General features: G+C 61.1%; 16 protein-coding genes. 9 read left to right on the forward strand and 7 right to left on the reverse strand.

Going from position 1 to position 18,160, the window contains the following annotated elements:
• Window positions 1-20: 20 nt before the first annotated feature.
• A complete protein-coding gene (locus tag R3E82_14055) occupies window positions 21-1,421 on the reverse strand; it encodes an amidase (GenBank protein MEZ5552015.1) in 1,401 nt (466 codons plus the stop codon).
• A 37-nt stretch (window positions 1,422-1,458) separates the two neighbouring features.
• Window positions 1,459-2,841 carry an FAD-binding oxidoreductase gene (locus tag R3E82_14060; GenBank protein ID MEZ5552016.1) on the reverse strand — a complete coding sequence of 461 codons (1,383 nt, stop codon included), beginning with the start codon at window positions 2,839-2,841 and terminating at the stop codon, window positions 1,459-1,461.
• 236 nt (window positions 2,842-3,077) lie between these two features.
• On the opposite strand from R3E82_14060, the gene R3E82_14065 reads away from it, so the two are divergent.
• On the forward strand, window positions 3,078-3,665 hold the full coding sequence (locus tag R3E82_14065; protein ID MEZ5552017.1) for a methyltransferase domain-containing protein: 588 nt from the start codon (window positions 3,078-3,080) through the stop codon (window positions 3,663-3,665).
• Here R3E82_14065 and R3E82_14070 read toward each other — a convergent pair.
• From R3E82_14070 to R3E82_14080, 3 genes are all read right to left on the reverse strand, one after another.
• On the reverse strand, window positions 3,657-7,232 hold the full coding sequence (locus R3E82_14070) for a M1 family aminopeptidase (GenBank protein MEZ5552018.1): 3,576 nt from the start codon (window positions 7,230-7,232) through the stop codon (window positions 3,657-3,659). The genes R3E82_14065 and R3E82_14070 overlap by 9 nt on opposite strands.
• Window positions 7,233-7,242: 10 nt before the next feature.
• The gene (locus R3E82_14075; protein MEZ5552019.1) at window positions 7,243-8,127 is read right to left on the reverse strand and encodes an ABC transporter ATP-binding protein; all 885 of its coding nucleotides are present in this window, start codon (window positions 8,125-8,127) and stop codon (window positions 7,243-7,245) included.
• 203 nt (window positions 8,128-8,330) lie between these two features.
• Window positions 8,331-8,555: a hypothetical protein gene (locus R3E82_14080; GenBank protein MEZ5552020.1), complete on the reverse strand. Its 225-nt coding sequence runs from the start codon at window positions 8,553-8,555 to the stop codon at window positions 8,331-8,333.
• 125 nt (window positions 8,556-8,680) lie between these two features.
• Here R3E82_14080 and R3E82_14085 point away from each other — a divergent pair, with 125 nt between their 5' ends.
• From R3E82_14085 to R3E82_14095, 3 genes are read left to right on the forward strand one after another with little or no spacing between them, the layout of a single operon-like run.
• The gene (locus tag R3E82_14085; GenBank protein ID MEZ5552021.1) at window positions 8,681-9,466 is read left to right on the forward strand and encodes a PIG-L deacetylase family protein; all 786 of its coding nucleotides are present in this window, start codon (window positions 8,681-8,683) and stop codon (window positions 9,464-9,466) included.
• A complete protein-coding gene (locus R3E82_14090) occupies window positions 9,466-11,394 on the forward strand; it encodes a pyrroloquinoline quinone-dependent dehydrogenase (GenBank protein MEZ5552022.1) in 1,929 nt (642 codons plus the stop codon). The genes R3E82_14085 and R3E82_14090 overlap by 1 nt, the downstream gene beginning before the upstream one ends.
• 45 nt (window positions 11,395-11,439) lie before the next feature.
• Complete coding sequence (locus R3E82_14095) at window positions 11,440-11,865, forward strand: NUDIX hydrolase (GenBank protein MEZ5552023.1); 426 nt, start codon at window positions 11,440-11,442, stop codon at window positions 11,863-11,865.
• Window positions 11,866-11,887: 22 nt separating this feature from the next.
• Here R3E82_14095 and R3E82_14100 read toward each other — a convergent pair whose 3' ends face one another.
• Window positions 11,888-12,358, reverse strand: a complete 471-nt coding sequence (locus R3E82_14100) for an ArsI/CadI family heavy metal resistance metalloenzyme (GenBank protein ID MEZ5552024.1) — start codon at window positions 12,356-12,358, stop codon at window positions 11,888-11,890.
• Between the two features lie 197 nt (window positions 12,359-12,555).
• Between R3E82_14100 and R3E82_14105 the strand changes: the two genes are divergently transcribed.
• A complete protein-coding gene (locus tag R3E82_14105; protein MEZ5552025.1) occupies window positions 12,556-12,852 on the forward strand; it encodes a metalloregulator ArsR/SmtB family transcription factor in 297 nt (98 codons plus the stop codon).
• A 26-nt stretch (window positions 12,853-12,878) separates the two neighbouring features.
• Here the strand turns inward: R3E82_14105 and R3E82_14110 are convergent, their stop codons facing one another.
• A complete protein-coding gene (locus R3E82_14110; protein MEZ5552026.1) occupies window positions 12,879-13,508 on the reverse strand; it encodes a sulfotransferase in 630 nt (209 codons plus the stop codon).
• 104 nt (window positions 13,509-13,612) lie between these two features.
• Here R3E82_14110 and R3E82_14115 point away from each other — a divergent pair, with 104 nt between their 5' ends.
• The 4 genes from R3E82_14115 (at window position 13,613) to R3E82_14130 (ending at window position 18,126) form a co-directional block, all read left to right on the forward strand.
• Window positions 13,613-15,058 (forward strand): sodium/solute symporter, encoded by a 1,446-nt coding sequence (locus tag R3E82_14115; protein ID MEZ5552027.1) that lies wholly within the window; start codon window positions 13,613-13,615, stop codon window positions 15,056-15,058.
• The gene (locus R3E82_14120; protein ID MEZ5552028.1) at window positions 15,051-15,257 is read left to right on the forward strand and encodes a hypothetical protein; all 207 of its coding nucleotides are present in this window, start codon (window positions 15,051-15,053) and stop codon (window positions 15,255-15,257) included. Before R3E82_14115 ends, R3E82_14120 begins: the two co-directional genes overlap by 8 nt.
• Window positions 15,258-15,326: 69 nt before the next feature.
• Window positions 15,327-17,213, forward strand: coding sequence for a DUF3604 domain-containing protein (locus tag R3E82_14125; GenBank protein MEZ5552029.1), 1,887 nt, complete (start codon window positions 15,327-15,329; stop codon window positions 17,211-17,213).
• A 67-nt stretch (window positions 17,214-17,280) separates the two neighbouring features.
• Window positions 17,281-18,126 carry an N-acyl homoserine lactonase family protein gene (locus R3E82_14130; protein ID MEZ5552030.1) on the forward strand — a complete coding sequence of 282 codons (846 nt, stop codon included), beginning with the start codon at window positions 17,281-17,283 and terminating at the stop codon, window positions 18,124-18,126.
• Window positions 18,127-18,160 lie beyond the last annotated feature (34 nt).

An 18,160-nucleotide genomic window follows, 5' to 3' on the forward strand; every position in this document is an offset into this window, starting at 1 on the left:
AACCTATTCGAAAAGCGCACTCAGAGCGGCGGGTGCCGGTCGAATGCCACCACCCGCTCATAGGCCGCACCGGCCTGAATCATCCTGGCCTCACTCAACCAGCGACCTATGAGCTGGAAGGATTTCGGCAGTCCGTTCGCCGCCAGTCCGGCGGGCAGAGTGAGGGTGGGATGCCCCGAATAATCGAATGGCGCGGTGAACGTGATGAAATCTGCCGCGCCACCGACAATCGCCTCGGACTGCCCGGCCATCTGCGCCACGGTGGGTGGCAGCATCGGCATGCAGGGCGAAATCAGCATCTCGACTTCGTTAAGCAGGGCATCCAGTTCGGTACGGAACTGCACCCGCAGCTCAGCCAGGCTTTCGTAGGCGCCAGGAGGCGGCTGCAGGCCAAGTTCAATCAGTCCGGAGAGCACTGGACCATACAGCGACCTGCTGGCCGGATAGTACTGCCGGTGGGCGCGCGCGCACTCGACCGCGCAGGTGATGCCCCACTCTTTCACAAGCCTTCGATAGGCCGCCGGCAGTCTCACCTCCCGTACCTTGACACCAAGAGTTTCAAATACCGGGACAGCCTCACGCACTGTGTCTACGACCGCGGCTTCCACGCCTTCCGACACATAGTCCCAGTCCACACCCAGGGTAAGACCGCGAATCCCATCACCGAGGGCGGCAGAGTAGTTGGGTACCGCATCGGACAGACTGGTGGGATCCAGAGGATCCGCACCCGCCAGCACCTGCAGCATGCGTGCAGCATCCGCAACCGAGCGGGTCATGGGCCCTACGTGGTCGAGGGATTCCGCCAGGGGGAATGCCCCGTGGCGGCTCACCCTTCCGTAGGTAGGTTTGATACCGACAATGCCGCAACAGGCCGACGGAAAACGGATGCTGCCTCCGGTATCCGTACCCAGCGCGCCGTAGGCAAGCCCGGCGGCCACGGCAACACCGGAACCCGATGAGCTGACACCCGGCCAGTAGTCCGGGTTCCAGGGGTTGCGCGGCGCTTCAACCTCGGGATGATGGACACCGAATGCGCCTTCAGTGAGCTGGGTCTTGCCGATGATCACAGCACCTGCCTGCTGCAGACGCGTGACCACCGTGGCGTCCGTATCCGGCACGAAATCCGCCATCACCAGGGTACCGCTCGCAGTGGCGATACCGCGGGTATGGAACAGATCTTTCAGCGCAATCGGCACACCGTGCAGCGCGCCGAGGGGTGCGCCGGCGTCACGCCGCGCATCAAGTGCCGCGGCCTGTTCCAGTGCCCTGTCCGCAAGCACCCGCACATAGGCGTGCAGGCTGCGGTCCAGATCGCCGATGCGCGCGAGCAGTGCCGTCGTTACCTGCACGGAAGTCAGTTCACCGCTCTTTATGCGCGCACAGACTTCGGACAGTGAAGCGTAGTGGAGATCTTTCACCATATGGCGTCGCCGGTGAACGTGTTTCGAGCTGTAACCATCATGTCGATGCGGTCATATCGAAGATCTTCCCCGGATTCAGGATGCCCTTCGGATCCAGTGTGCGCTTGAGTGCACGCATCAGCCCGATTTCTGTCTCGCTTCTGGATATACCAAGATAGGGTTTTTTTTCCAGACCGACACCGTGTTCGGCGGAGACTGATCCTGAAATCGCCGCCAGAGGCTCATACACACTGCGCTCCACCTCTTCACGAACCTCGGCACCACCCTCACCCACCGAAATCACCAGATGCAGATTGCCGTCACCCATATGACCGAAGGTGAAATTGTGGACTTCGCCGTAACTGGCGGCGAGGCGGGCATTGACCTCCTTCAGATAGTCTTCCATGTGTGAGATGCGCAGGCTCACATCGAAGGCAAAGTTGGGCGCATAGCGGAATGTCTGGGCCACGTCATCGCGCATGGCCCACAACTGCATGCGCTGAGCCTCGGACTGCGCGACCACCGCATCCACGATGAGACCCTGCTCGTAGGCTTCAGCCAGCGCCGCTTCGGCCTGAGCTTCATCGCTGCCCATCGCCTCGACCAGCACATAGAACGGGTAGTCCTGGACGATCGGCGGTTGATTGGTGGCCGGGGGGGTGGTCACCAGGGTGTAGAAGTTGTTCCACATGACTTCGAACGCAGACAGTGTCCCGCCGAGCCGTGAGTCCATATGTTTAAGGAATTTCGCCAGCTTGCCGAACTCGTCGGTTGCCACAAACAGGGTTGCCTGGGTGGTCGGTTTCTCGCGCAGCCGCAGTACCGCACGGGTCACCACACCCAGACTGCCTTCAGTGCCGATGAAAAGCTGCTTGAGATCGTAGCCGGCATTGTTCTTGATCATCTGATTCATCGAGGAGACCACGGTGCCGTCGGCGAGCACGGCCTCCAGACCCAGTACCATATCCCGGGCCATGCCGTAGCGGATCACCCGGTTGCCACCGGCGTTGGTGGAAATGTTCCCGCCGATGGTACAGCTGCCCCGTCCGCCCAGATCGAGCGGAAACAGCAGACCGTGTTCTTCAGCGGTCTCCTGCACTTTCTGCAGCACCACGCCACTCTGCACCGTCATGATGCGATCGACAGGATTCACCTCTTCGATCACATTCATGCGCTCCAGTGACAGCGCGATATCGGCAGGCTGGGTGATCGAGCTCTGGACCAGCCCGGTCAGTCCGCCATGTGCAATCACGCTCTGACCGTGGGCGTTGCAGATCGCGAGCGCCTTGCTCACCTGCCCGGTGTTTCTCGGTCGCAGCAGCGCTTTGGCCTGGATGGGATCCTTGCGCCAGATACCCGAAGCGCGCTCCTGCACCGCATCTCCGGTGATCACACAATCTGCGCCCAACGCCTGGATCAGTTCTGCAATCACATCACCCATCGCCTGTCCCCCTGCAATTAACCGGACTTTGTCTAACCGGACTTCTGTCAGACCTTTGATCCAACTTTTTTTCCGTCGCGAGCCCGGCTGGACACTCCAGCCTCCCTGCCCGGACTGCCAGCTTATCTCAGATCACCGCAGATTTTTAAGATCGATCTGTCCGGCAGCGGAGACGGAAGCCGCGCGCCTCGCGCGCCTGTAGAATGCGGGCTGTCACGCCGCCAGACCTCCCGCTCATGCCCCGATTCGACAAAGCCTACTATGATCGCTTCTACCGCAATCCCGACACCCGGGCGGTCACGCCTGCCGCGGCGCGCCGTCAGGCGGAGTTCATTGCCGCTTATCTGCGTCATCTGGAAGTGCCGGTCAAGCGCATCATCGACATCGGCTGTGGCACAGGCACGGTACTCAGAGCCCTCGGTCGGTGCTTTCCGCGCGCCCGCTGCGAAGGGGTGGAATTCAGTGAGTATCTGTGTGAACGCTACGGCTGGACCAGAGGTTCAGTGGTCGATTATCAGAACACAGTCAGCGCCGATCTGGTCGTCTGCAACGACGTGCTCGCCTACCTGGACGACGCTGCATGTGAGCGGGCCATCGGCAATCTTGCAGCGCTGACAGGAGGCGCGCTGTTTCTCGGAGTGCTGACAAAAGAAGACCTCGCGGTATGTGATCGGCAGCGTACCGACCGGGCTCAGATTACCCGTCCCGCAGCCTGGTACCGGAAGCGCCTGCTGCCGCACTACATCGCCGCTGGTGGCGGCCTCTATCTCAAGCGCCCCCTTACCGTCACGCTGTGGACTCTGGAAATACTCGGTTCAGAGTGAGCGCAGATTGTCGTCCGGATTGCGGTCGATCATCTTCACAAAGGGATCCACACCGACACGATCCGGCGGGGCTGAGTCCGGCGGCAGTTCGAAACGCAGGGTCTGCTCGCCACTGCGGATGACTTCCCGCACGAGGAGCAGAGGTTCCGGCAGATCCTCATCCCCCATTTCTTCAGTCTTCGCGGGGAACACCGCCACTTCGAGGGTCTGCTCCAGGGGCATCTCGGTTTCGGCACCGGCGCCGTCCGCTTCAAACTTGCGGGCTGAGATCGTCATCTCAACCTGGTAGCCGTGTTCTGCGGGCTCGACCGACGCTGCGGTGACCTTGAGGTCGTAGAGCACGATCTTCTCGAACATATCGGTGATCAGCTGCTGGTGCTCGCTGCCGGCAACCGCGCGGAAGGCTTCGATCAGGTCGGTCGAAGTGGGGAACAGATCTTCCCGATACCCCCAGGTCGCGATGAACGCGCGCAATGCTTCATTGACCCGATCCTCGCCGATGGCGTCCTGCAGGGCGTACATCACCAGGCTGCCCTTCCGGTAGTGCACATAGCCCTGATTCTCCACCCGCTGCAGAGACTGCTCCTCGATCAGTTCACCGCCGCGCCCCTGCAGATAGCGGTCGAGCTCATACTTGAGGAAGCGGCGCATTTTCTGATCACCGAAGGCTTCCTTCATCACCATCAGCGCCGAGTACTGCGCAAGGGTTTCGACAATCAGCGTCATGCCCTGCATCTGTGCACCTACCACCTGGTGGCCCCACCACTGGTGCGCCATCTCATGGGCAGTCACATAGAAGACATAGTCGATGTCCTTCTCGTCGCGCAGATCGGCAATGAAACCGATCGCCTCAGAGTAGGGAATCGTGTTCGGGAAGGACTGGGCAAATCGCTCGTAGGCAGGAAATTCAAGAATACGGAACTGGCGGTACTGATAGGGCGAGAATTCACGGGTGAAATAATCCAGCGAGCGCTTGCTGCTCTCGATCATGCTCGCCACATTGAAGCCATGAGCGGAATGGTGATAGACCTCGAGTACCACATCGTTCCAGTGATCCGAAGCCACCGCATACCGTGCCGAAGTGATGGAAACGAACGGCCAGATGGGGGCATCCATCTCATAGATAAAGGTGCGCCTGCCGTCTTCCAGCGTCTCATCCAGCAGGTATCCGGGCGCCAGCGCGATCTGGTCCGCACTTGTGGAAACCGTGGCGCGGAAGCGGGAGCGGTTCACGACCCCGAACTGACCGATCTTCAGCGCCGTCGGGTCCCCGAGCGGCGGCAGTCGCTCGACCGGGGGCAGACCGTACTTACGGCGGACATTGTTGTCCTGCAGTTCCCGATTCGGCACGTACCCCGGCAGCGGCATGATTTCAAAATTGTTGACGAAGGTGCCATTTGCCACGACCCGGGTAGTGGAACCGCTGTTCGGAAATCCTTCATTGGTCCAGACCAGATCCCAGCGAAGCACTGCTTCGGCACCCGGAGGGAGCGGTGAATCGAACTTGAACTGCCGGTAACCAAGAAGCTCGTTTGCTTCGACCAGCTCGGCGCCTTCGAGCTGCAGGGACTCGACTTTGAGCAGCGGAGACAGGGTGAAATGGGCGGCGTGCATATCGCCTTCGCTGCGATTCGCCAGTCGAGCAGCGCCTGTTGAGTGCAGGCGTCGCTCTTGCGGATAGAGGTCGACCCGCAGATCGACGTCCACGACTTCGGGTTTCGGCAGGTCTTCGATAGCCTTATAGGCTTTTTCATAGTCGGCGCTGCGCGCTTCCCGGTCATCGCTGGTCAGATACTCGTTCAGTACATTGGTGTTGTAGAAAATCCAGGCCCCCGATCCGACCCAGCCTGAAAAGAGCGCAATACTGACCGCGACCACCCGCGGAGTGACCCGGGATCTCGCAGTCCGCAGGCGCTCCCGCCATCCCCCCGCATAGCCCCGGGTATAGAACAGGTGCGCACAGGTGAGGAGCAGACCGGCAAACAGAAACCAGTAGAGGGCAAAATTCACCATCGGCACAATAAAATGACCGTAGCCATTCATGTCCGAGTAGGGTGCATCCGGTATCCCATAGCGGTACAGGAAGTGTTCGAAGTCCAGGCTGGGCAGCGTCAGCAGCCCGAGAAATACTGCGAGAAAGATGACCATGCCGAGGAATTTGTTCGGCGACAGGACCTGAATCAGCACTGCCGGTACGCACAACAGGTAATACCAGCTCCCGAGCACACCAAACAGACTCTGCACATACAGCAGCAGTTCATGGCGATGGTAGTCCATGAACCACTGCACGATGATCGAGGTCAGCATCACGATGGCAAGCAGTGCGGTGATCACAAACCACAATGCACCAACCTTCGAAAGCACCATCACCACATTGGGGAAGGGTGTGGCATCGATGATCTCGTGCAGCTTCGCCTGGCGCTCCCGATGTACCAGCTCACCCGAGTAGTAGATGATGATGATGAACACAGCGAGGCTGAAACTGCCGCCAACCACCTGCACCAGCAGGCCGGTCACGGGGTACACGGGAGTGCCGAAAAGCTGGGTGGCCGCTCCGATGTAGCTGCCGATCACCTGCAGCATGCCGAAGGCAAGCAGTACGTAAAACGGCACGCTGCGGGTCATGCCCCGTACATCGATGCGCAACTGGGAAAGCAGACGCGCAATCGTGCTGCCCTCGCCGGCGGGCGTGCGCAGCACAGCCAGACGGCTGCCAGGTGCACTCCGGTCCTTACGGACCCGCCCCAGGCGTGGCCAGCGGAACCTGCTTTGTGCCAGTGAGAAACGGTAGCGCCAGGTGGTGAACAGCAGCGCGCCCGCTGCCATCGCAAGCCAGATCAGCCGATTGATGAGCAGAGTGTCCGCAAAAGCCGGCATGGCGAAATTCCGTTCGAAAACCGTCCAGTAACGGGTGATTTCATCGAAGGCGACCATGCCGAAAGGATCGGCGAGTGCCATGGTGCCGATGGTTTCCTGGTCGGTCACCGCAGCAAGCACAATGTAGGCAATCATGAATCCGAGTGCCGCCACATACGCCGCGAGCAGGGATCGGGTCAATGCCGCGACAGCAAAAAACAGTGCACAGATGACCAGCAGATTGGGCACGATCACTGCCCAGATACCGAAGACGTAAGGCGCGAGTGTGAAGGGGCCAAGGCGTTCCGGGTCGAGCCAGGGCATGAGCGAACCGGTCAGTGTACCCAGCAGACCCGCCAGTCCGGTGAGCACAGCAAACAGTGTGCCACCGGCAAATCGTCCGAGCAGATAACTGACCCTGTCTACACCGGTCGCGAAGAGTATTTCGGCTGTCAGCGTTTCGTAGTCACGGGTGATCGCGCTCGCCACGAAGGCGACGGCGGCAAACATACCGAGGATCGAAAGCGTGTACTGGATCTGCAGGATGGCGAAACTGGCGTTGAAATTGAGGTTGTCACCGACACCACCGACGCTCACCGATTCGGATGCCATGATCAGGAAGCCGAGCAGGAAGAACAGTCCGGCAACCACCAGGAACAGAGGCGACCGGCTCTGGTAGCGACACTCGAAACCGAATACGGAGAGAAACATCTGCGCCGCCTCAGTCCAGATCCAGGCCAAGGCCGTGCTGTTTCAGCGTTGCGAAGTAGACGTCCTCGAGGGTTGCACCCACCGCCTCGAAGCCGTCCCCAGGTCCCGTTTCGGACACCACACGAAGCTCCATGCGACCGCCGGTCAGCCGTGTGGACACCACCGGCAGTTCTGCCCGCAGGCCGGGCGCTTCATCCAGATCGACCACTCGTCGCCAGAGATGACCCTGGAGACGGCCCATCAGCTGCTGTGGCTCCCCTTCGATAAGGATGCGACCTTCTCCCATGATCGCCATGCGCGGACAGAGGTCTGCCACATCCTCAACGATGTGTGTGGACAGCACGACCACCACCTCCTCACTGATCTTGGTCAGGAGGTTGTGAAAACGCCTCCGTTCCACCGGATCCAGTCCGGCAGTGGGTTCATCCACGATGATGAGATGCGGATCGCCGATCAGCGCCTGAGCGATGCCGAAGCGCTGGCGCATGCCGCCGGAGAAGGAATCGATACTCTTCTTCCGCACGTCCCACAGATTGGTCTGCACCAGCAGCTGTTCCACCACCTCCCTGCGCTCACCTCGCCCGACACCCTTGAGTGTCGCAATGTGATCGAGCATCACCAGCGGCGAGGTCCGCGGATATGCACCAAACTCCTGAGGCAGATAACCCAGCGTCCGACGCAGTCGCATGGGCTGTGCGAGTACGTCGATATCATCCAGCCGGATGGCCCCCGCATCCGGAACCTGCAGCGTGGCGATCGTGCGCATCAGTGTGGATTTACCGGCACCATTGGGACCGAGAAGGCCGAACATGCCTTTCGGAATGTCGAGACTGACACCATCGAGGGCGCGTACGCCGTTAGGGTAGGTCTTCGATAAGGTCTGGATTCTGAGCATGGCTCTCTCTCATCGGGTCGATGCTGGAGGAAAGACAAGCAACAGGTGTTCCAACTCTGCGATGTCCCTCAAACCGCAGCGAAGCGGGCCTTGGGACGGACGTCCAGTCGTTCAGGCCCTCAACGGGTGGCCAATCTCACCACATGCCGGCTGAAACGACCAGCAGCGCGACCGGACAGACTCGGAACAATGGCATGCACGCCTCAGCGTGCGCTGAGATAGTTGGGATTGAAGAGTTCGATTTCTTCTTCCACCAGCAGCCCGCGGATCACGTCGCCGATGGAAAAACGATGGGAAGGGGGATCATCGGGGCTCAGTCCGGCTTCGATGACCGGCGGGCTGTCACCGGTGGACAGGCCTTGCACGAAATACAGCCCACCGTCCGCCAGGAACTGGCGTCCGATGAGGAATCGGTAGTCTCTGCCCATTCTGCTAGTCTGTGTCCCGTCCGCAGTCACATCCTGATCGCATTGACCCTGGAGAGGCAGAGTCTATCCAGTACGCGACCGGTTGATGTAAAACCCCGGCGGGCAGTTGTAAGCGGATCTCGTTAATGGGCCAGCCTTCACAGGATACGCACTTCAAACGAATTCTCGTTATCGGCGCCCACCCGGATGACGCGGAATTTCATGCGGGTGGTCTGATGATCACCCAGGCCGCCCGGGGCAGCCGGATCGGCATACTCTGTCTCACCGACGGCTCGGCCGGCCACCATCTGCTGGATCGGGCGAGCCTCGCCACCCGGCGTGCTGCAGAGGCCGCCCGGGCCGCAGACGCCGTGGGCGCCGAACTCGAAATCTGGGATGTGAAGGACGGCGAGCTGACGACAGACCTCGAGCTGCGCGGTCGCCTGATCCGCAGCATCCGCAGCTTCGCGCCAGACCTGGTGGTCACCCACCGGACCTGCGACTACCATCCCGATCATCGCGCGACCGCACTGCTGGTGCAGGACGCCTGCTATCTCCTGCGGGTACCAGCAGTCGAACCCTCAGTCTCCGCGCTGCCGGCAGATCCTGTGGTGCTCGCCATGGCCGATTTCTTCACCCGGCCTGCACCCTTCCGGGCTGATGTGGTGCTCGACATCGATCCGGTTTTCGACGCGGTCGTGGGCCTGCTGGCGTGCCATGAGTCCCAGGTCTTCGAGTGGCTGCCTCATGTGGAAAACACACCGGTGCGCGAGCCACGTCGCGACTGGCTGGCGGATTTCTATGGCCGTCGTCCCCGCGCGATCGCCCGACGTTACCGGAAAGAGAGCCGCTACGCGGAAGCCTTCGAACTCTCGGAATACGGGCGGCGTTTACCCGTCGAACAGATTCGATCCCTGCTAGGTATAACCTGATGAAACAGATTGCCGGAATGCTCTGCTCCTTGCTTCTAGCTGCGGCTCTGGCGGGCTGCAGTCAGAATGCTCCAACCGGTCTGGTCACTGGTGGCACCGTCGCGGGATGGCCCGCCTATGGCGCAACACCCGGCGGCACCCATTTTTCCCGCGCCGATCAGATCACGCCCGAGAACGTGGCATGGCTCACCGAAGCCTGGGTGCACAATTCGGGCGACTACCGCGAAGCCGCACGGGGCGATGGCCGCTTTCTGAGTCAGTCCTCCTTCCAGGCCACGCCAATCCTCATCGACGACACCCTCTACTACTGCTCGCCCTTCAACCGGGTGTTCGCCCTGGATGCGGAGACCGGCGAAGAGCGCTGGTCGTTCGATCCGGAAGTGGACATGGATGCGGAGGCCGTACTGCCCAACTGCCGGGGTGTGAGCAGCTGGCGCTCGGGAGAGGAGGGCTTCTGTGAACACCGGATCATAACGGCCACACTGGATGCGCGGATCTTCGCGCTCGATGCCGCGACCGGAAAGCGTTGTCCGGACTTCGGCAAGGACGGCGAGGTCGATATCACTCCCGGCATCTCCCGTCATCTCGCCATGGAGTATGGCGTCACCTCTCCACCCGCCATCATCCACGATCTGGCGGTAACGGGTTCCATGGTCCTGGACAACCAGCGGATCGATGCACCCAGCGGCGTGGTCCGAGCCTACGATGTGCGCACCGGAGAACTGGCCTGGGCCTGGAACCCGGTCCCACCGGAAATGGCCTCCCGGGATCCCGATGGCAATTACCGCAGCGGTACCACCAACGTGTGGTCGATCATCGCCGTGGACGAAGCGCGCAACCTGGTCTTTGTGCCCACCGGCAACACCAATCCGGACTACTACGGCGGCCACCGCGAAGGCCTGGACGCCTACTCGAGTTCGGTCATCGCTCTCGATGGCGATACCGGTCGGGTCGTGTGGCAGTATCAGATGGTGCATCACGACCTCTGGGACTACGACACCCCTGCACAGCCCACCCTGATCGATCTGGAAATAGACGGCGTCACGGTTCCCGCTCTGGTGCAGGTAACCAAGATGGGGATGACGTTCGTGCTCAACCGGGAAACCGGTGTGCCGCTGTATCCGGTAGAGGAGCGGCCGGTACCCCAGGATCCGGTGCCCGGAGAGTATCTCTCGCCGACCCAGCCTTTCCCCACCCATCTGCCGCACCTGGTGTCGTCGATCACACCGGAGGATGCCTGGGGTTTCACGTTCTGGGACCGGGGCGTGTGCCGGGATCGAATCGCCGAACTGCGCAATGAGGGCATCTACACACCTCCGTCCCTGCAGGGCTCGATTCTGATGCCGACCAATGGCGGCGGAAACAACTGGGGTTCACCCGCCATCGATCCGGATCGCAAGCTCATGGTGGTGATCACCTGGCGCATGGCCGCCTGGAGTCGGCTCATCCCGCGCAAGGATTGCCCCGAGTTCGGCCAGACCCAGGCAGGCACACCCTACTGCGTGGACACCGGCATCGTCAGCTCCCCCCTCGGAGTGCCCTGCACAGAACCCCCCTGGGCGACGATCGACGCCATCGATCTGGTGAGCGGTGAGCTGCTGTGGAGCGTGCCTCTGGGTACCACACGGAATATGGCCCCCTTCCCCTTCTGGTGGATTAAAGGCGTGCCGGGTATCGGCGGACTGAGCATCACCACCTCAGGGCTGGTGTTCATCGGCGCCGCAAATGAACACAAATTCCGGGCGCTGAGTGCGGCGACGGGGGAAACCCTCTGGGAAGCCGATCTGCCCACGGCCGCCAATTCGACCCCCATGATCTATCAGTTGCGTCCCGATGGACGCCAGTATGTTGTGGTTGCCGCAGGCGGTCACTGGAGCGGGGTCAATCCACCGGGCGATCACCTGATGGCATTCGCGCTGCCGGAATGACCCGCGTGCCTGGCCCGGGGCAGGGAGGGCTGGGATACTGTTCCCATGCGTCACCCCTACAAGACCGCCCGCTGTATCCTGTTCCGCCAGCAGCTCAGCGCCGAGAGCGAATACCTGCTGGCGGTGCATTCGAGCTTCTGGGGTAAGAAAGACCGCCGCTGGGGGCTGCCCGGTGGTCGCATAGAACGGGGCGAATCGCCGGAATACGCAGTGAAACGGGAGCTCGAAGAGGAGTTGTCCATTCATGTGCCCGAGCTGATCGAGATCGGGCCCTACCCTTACAAACGCGCTCTGCACATGGTCTATGCCGCACCGATGGACGACCCCATCGGCGCGTGGGACGAATCCGAGCTGCTGGACGTGCGCTGGTTTAACCAGGCAGGTGTCGCCACCCTGCACTCCGACGATGCGCTGCACGCGAGCTATGAACTCGATGCGATTCGCGCCCTGCTGCAGAAGCTCGAGAATTGACCACCCTCAGCAACAGCCGCTGTCAGCAGCAACCGCGCCCGGTACCACAGGCTGTCAGTTCGCCAACGAATGGCTGAGTCTTCTCGTGTTGCCCGTTACCGGCCTCGCCTTCGCGGTCGACTGCGAAGAACGTCGGTGAGTCCTCCAGCACCCGGTACCACTCCCACATCAGACCCTGAGGGTCGTGACTGATCGCTTTGTTCTGTCTGGCGTAGCAGCACACTTCCCCCTGCTGACGTTCGCTGAGCAGACCGGCAGCCGCCAGCCGCTCGGCCATCGCCTCGATGGGCGCATCGTCGAAGAGTTCGAAACCCACATGGTTCAGTCGTTCCGCGCCCGGTGCCTCGAACAGCACCAGTTTCAGCGGCGGGTTCTGCACCACGAAGTTGGCATAACCGGGTTCCCGCTTGTTGACCCCGACGCCGAAAACAGCGCTGTAGTAGTCGATGGCGCGTTCGAGATCGTCGACATTGAGTGCCAGTTGTACCCGCATGATCATTTCCTGTTGGTAATTTCGAGAATGTTCGAAATAATACGCACCACTGGCAGCACGTCCAATATCATTTCGTTATTTCTAGTTTTATAGAATTATCTAAGCCGATCTAAGCGTGCAGACACCCGTCTCCCGGGAAAACATGCCACAGGCGACGGGAGGCGCGGGGACCAAGGAAGAGGAAAAAGGGAGCCACCATGGAACTCACTGCCGCTGCAGCCGCGCTGGAAAGTCTGGGTAACGAAACCCGTCTCGCCCTCTACCGCACCCTGGTGCGCGCTGGTCCGCAAGGCCTCCCGGTCGGTCAGCTCAGGGAGCGTATCCAGATTCCGGGCTCGACTCTGTCGCATCACATCGCCCATCTGGTCGCCGCGGGTCTGGTCTCCCAGAACCGGGAAGGGCGGGTGCTGCGCTGCACGGCCAACTATCCGACCATGCGCGCTCTGGTGGACTACCTGATCGAAGAGTGCTGCGAGGATGCCGGCTGCTGCTGATGTGCCGACTGCCGGGGCGCGTAGCGCTACCTGCGTGTGCGCAGCATGGCCTGAAAGTCTTCCGTAGTATTCACCCGCGGGAAGTCTTCGTCCGGGATTGCAGTCCCGAGGAATTCACACAACGGTGGCCAGCCCTGATGCGCTTCGAATACCAGCAGCCGGTCTGCGGGGAGCGCATCCTTCACAGCCTGGTTATGGCGCAGGTAAACGTCGATGGCGTGATCCCTGTCTTCGATCCGACCGCCGAAAACGCCGTCCCAGATCACTTCGTAAACCATCTTCACCCGCCGCTGCACGGCGGCATCGGGTACATCGCGCATCGCTTTGCTGGACGGGTAGATGGTGCTCATCACACTGGTGTACCAGCGTTCAGGATCGCGTTCGCTCAACACCACCTTCGCCGCGGGATAATGGGCGAGCTGTTCCCGCCAGAAATTACACGACGGCCAGTCAACAGAAGACTGATAGCCGGCAAACAGATGATCAAAGTCAACCGCTTCGCCGCGGTGCAGCGCGCACCAGGCGAGATCTTCATCCCGGGTGATATCGAGTTCCATCATGTGGTAACACTTCGCATATCCGAGTTTCTCGAGTGCCTGTTTCAACGACAGGGTTCCTGTACGTCCGAACCCCGCCCCTATCACTTTGATTGCCATGACCCCTCCTCACCTGTAAATCTGATGCGCAGCTTGCCATGCCAGCGCCGGATTCGGCAGGATGGGATTCCTGCCCTCACCAGGCGGCCGGAGTTTTCCTGCCAGTGCATCCATTCGATCTGACGATCATCATCGCCTATCTGGTCATCATTGTGGCTGTGGGTTTAAGGATCAGCACCCGGGTACACGATGCGCGGGACTACTTTCTCGCCGGCCGCTCCCTGACCTGGTGGGTCATCGGCCTTTCCATCATCGGCACCAACATAGGCGCCAACGACTATGTCGGAGCATCCGGTGGCGCTTACCGTGTAGGCATCGCTCAGGCCAACTTCGAATGGATCGGCGCGATTCCTGCGATGATCCTCGCATCACTGGTCTTCATTCCTCTGTACTGGCGGGCGGGCGTGTACTCGATTCCGGAATATCTGGGATTGCGCTACAACCAGCCCGTGCGGGTACTCGCGGCCGTGATTGCCAGCACCTTTGCCCTGTTTGCGATTGCCGTTGCACTCTGGGCGATCGCGCTGACCCTGCAGTCCTATCTCGACTGGCCGATCTGGGTGGGCATCGTCGTGACCGGCACCGTGGTGGGTCTTTACAGCATCTCCGGTGGCCTGGCTGCGGTCGCGTACACCGATGCCCTGCAGGTGGTGATCATGTTTCTCGGCGGAATCGCCATCGTCGCACTGGGTATCAACGACGCCGGTGGTGCGAGCGCTTTCGGTCAGGTGCTCATCGGTGAAAATCCCACTCACCTGCAGGCCTATCTGCCGGCGGACCATGCCGACTTCCCCTGGCCGGGTGTGCTGCTGGGGCTCGCCATCGTGCTGTCACCCGCGTACTGGTGTGGTGGTCAGGCAATCCTGCAGCGCACTCTGGGCGCAAGAACCCAGTGGGATGCGAGCGCCTCGATGATGTTCGCCGCCATCGCCAAGACCCTCATTCCCCTGCTCATCGTGTTTCCCGGTCTGCTGGCCCTGGTGATGCATGCCAACATCGAATACCCGGACATGGCGCTGCCCTGGGTCGTGAAGAACGTACTGCCGCCAGGCCTGTCCGGGCTGATGTTCATTGCGCTGATCGCCGCGCTGCAGTCGTCCATTGATTCCGGCATCAACTCTACGGCCCTGATGATCACCCGTGACATCCGTGGCGTGCTGCTGAAAAACGCCGACAGCAAAGACGAGCTGCGCATCGGACGCTGGTTGACCCTGGTCATTCTGCTCTGCGGAATGTCTTTTGCGCCTTACATCGGTGAGTTCGGAGGTATCTACGCGTTCCTGCAGACGCTGCTGTCGCTGTTTCAGGGTCCCATGCTCGCCCTGCTGGTGCTCGGCGCCTTCACCCGACATGTGACACCAGCCGGCGGGCTGCTGACCCTCGTGTCCGGCCTCATCGTGGCAGCCATACTCATGTACAACGGTATGAACATGCTCTATGTCGCCTTTCTCACCTTCTGCAGTTCGCTGCTCATACTCTGGCTGAGCAGTTATCGGACCCGGAAGCTGAGCCCCGACCTGCTCGATCGACTGGTGTATGGACGTGGTTGAGTGGGTCCAGACACTGCCCCTGTGGTGGGCGAATGCGATCACCGTCGTGCTCTTCGTCGGCATCGGCAGCGCCGTCTTCCTGTTTCCGAAACGGCGGATCTTCGAGGACGCTCCGGATCAATCGGGCTGGCGCGACATCCGCTGGTGGGCGCTGGGACTCATAACCGTGCAGCTGGGCATCTATGTCCTGTTCGGATAGCCGGACATTGATACTTGCTCCCGGACTGCCTAGGATCACTGCAGCCTTTCACTTCCCGGGGGGGAAATTATGAGACAGATCATTCCTGTCATCGCGATACTGTTGCTGCTGAGCGCCTGCACGGAAGATGCCGCGGCTCCGCCGCCTTCAACACCCGCGCCTGCAGCGAAAACGCCTGCACCCACCGCAGCGATCACCGCAAATCCTGAGCGCAACGCCTACTTCGGCGACCTGCACGTGCATACCCAGCTCTCCTTCGACGCCTTCATCTTCGGTACCCGCTCGACACCCGACACCGCGTATGAATACGCCAAGGGTGCCGCCCTCGCCCATCCCGGCGGATTCGACATGCGTCTGAAGAAGCCGCTCGACTTCCTCGGGGTGACAGACCACGCCATGTACATGGGCATGCTGCCCGAGATGAATCGTCCCGAAACCAAAGCCGGTCAGCATCCGGTGGCGGTGGCCATTCGCGAAGCGAAGACCGCGGCAGATCGTACTCAGGCCTTCCAGGGCATGTTCCCCTACCTGCGCAAGCAGCTCGACGGAGAAGATGATCTGCTCGATCTGAACGTGGTCCGCAGCGCCTGGGATGACACCATCGCCGCAGCAGAGCGGCACAACGATCCGGGCACCTTCACCACCTTCATTGCCTACGAATACACCGCTTCGGGCGCGGAGCGGGAAAACCTGCATCGCAATGTGGTGTTCCGTGACGCAGGCCCGACCATCCCCTTTTCGAGCATGGATTCGTCCAATCCCGAGGACCTCTGGGACTGGCTGGACGCACAGCGGGAAAACGGCATTGAAGCCCTCGCCATTCCCCATAATTCCAACGGTTCCGATGGTCTGATGTTTGAACTCACCCAGACCGATGGCTCACCCATGGACAGCGCCTATGCAGATCAGCGCATGCGCAACGAGCCCCTGGTTGAGATCACCCAGGTGAAAGGCACCTCGGACACACATCCCCTGTTGTCACCCAACGACGAATGGGCCGACTTCGAACTCATGCAGGTGAAGATCGCCACAGTCCTGCCCAGCCGGCCCGAGGGCAGTTACGTGCGCGAGGCCTATCTGAACGGCCTGGCAATGGAAGCCAGCCAGGGCTTCAATCCTTATCGCTTCGGGCTCATCGGCTCCAGTGACACCCATGTCGGTGCCGGTTCCTTCGACGAAGCGAACTACTGGAGCAAGGTCGGCATCGTGGATTCCACGCCCGTGCTGCGCGGTTCGGTGCCCATGCCGGAACCCGCTGCGAACGGCGACCGCTATGTCGGCGGAGACATCGGCGGCTTCCAGGACTGGAGTGCTTCGGGACTTGCCGGTGTGTGGGCGGAATCCAATACCCGTGACGCGCTCTACGATGCCTTCCGCCGCAAGGAAACCTTCGCCACCACCGGGCCGAGAATCCGTGTGCGCTTCTTTGCGGGTTATGATCTTCCCGCAGGCATCGTCGACGACGTTGCCCGCATCACAAAACTCTACGACAGCGCGGTCAGCATGGGCGGAGACCTGATGCGTGACATGGACAAGCAGCCAACCTTCTTCGTGTCCGCCGCACGGGACCCGGACTCGGCGCCGCTGCAGCGCCTGCAGGTGATCAAGGGCTGGTACGAAAATGGTGAGCGTGCGGAGCAGGTATTCGATGTCGCCTGCTCGGATGGACTGAGTGTGGATCCCGCCACCCGGCGCTGCCCGGACAACGGAGCGCAGGTGGATCTGACGGACTGCAGCTTCACCCAAGATCGGGGGGCGGGCGAGTTGAGCACTTTATGGCAGGATCCGGACTTCGACGCCGCCCAGCGCGCCTTCTACTATGTACGCGCACTCGAAAACCCGACCTGCCGCTGGTCGACCTGGGACGCCATCCGGGCCGGGGTGCCGCCGCGAGCCAGCCTGCATGCCACCATCCAGGAGCGCGCCTGGTCATCGCCGATCTGGTTCGTGCCCTGATCGGCTCACTCGGCGGGCGCGACCGCATTTGCGGATCTGCTGGTATTTATTCACCGGGGGGCCATTCATGAGCCAGAGACCTGTCATCGCCGTGCTGTTCTGCTCGATGCTGCTTGCTGCCCTGCCGGCCGCCGCCAGCCAGGCAGCGACAGACAATCTGCGGCTGTATGTTTTCGACTGCGGCAGTCTGAAACTGGACGATGTCACCCTTTTCGGTCTCACCAGCGAAGAGACCCCGGTGCGCGAACTGTTCGTGCCCTGTTACCTCATTGAACACCCGCAAGGCCGTCTGCTCTGGGATGCGGGATTGCCGGTTGCCCTCGCGGGGCAGGGCGATGTGGAAATGGAACCCGGCGCTGTCATGCGCTACGAAAGTTCAATCGTGGATCAGCTCGCCGGCATGGGGCTGGCACCCTCAGACATTGATCTGATCGCCTTTTCCCACCTGCACTTCGATCACGTGGGAGCCGCGAATCTGTTCACCACAGCGAAACTGCTGATACAGACTACCGAGTATCAGTCAGGCTTCGTCGATAAGAACACAGAGCTGTTTCAACCTGATCTCTATCTCGGGCTGGCCGAAAGTGAACGCCGGTTGCTCAGCGGAGACCACGACGTTTTCGGCGACGGCAGCGTGATGCTCATCAGTGCACCGGGTCACACACCCGGACACCAGACACTGCTGCTGAATCTCGCGAATACGGGTCGGCTCATGCTTTCCGGCGATCTCTATCACTTCCGTGAAAGCCGCACACTGCGTCGGGCTCCTGTTTTCAACTTCAGTGCCGAGCAGACTTTCGCCGCCATGGACAAAGTTGAAGCACTCCTGGTGGAGACCGGCGCGACGCTGTGGATCGAGCATGAAAAGGCACTGGCGGACACCCTGAAGAAGGCACCCGCGTACTATGATTGACGAGGCTAATCTGCTGCACGGCTGAGCACGCGCA

This window comes from Pseudomonadales bacterium (assembly GCA_041395945.1).
Lineage (GTDB): Bacteria > Pseudomonadota > Gammaproteobacteria > Pseudomonadales > Azotimanducaceae > SZUA-309.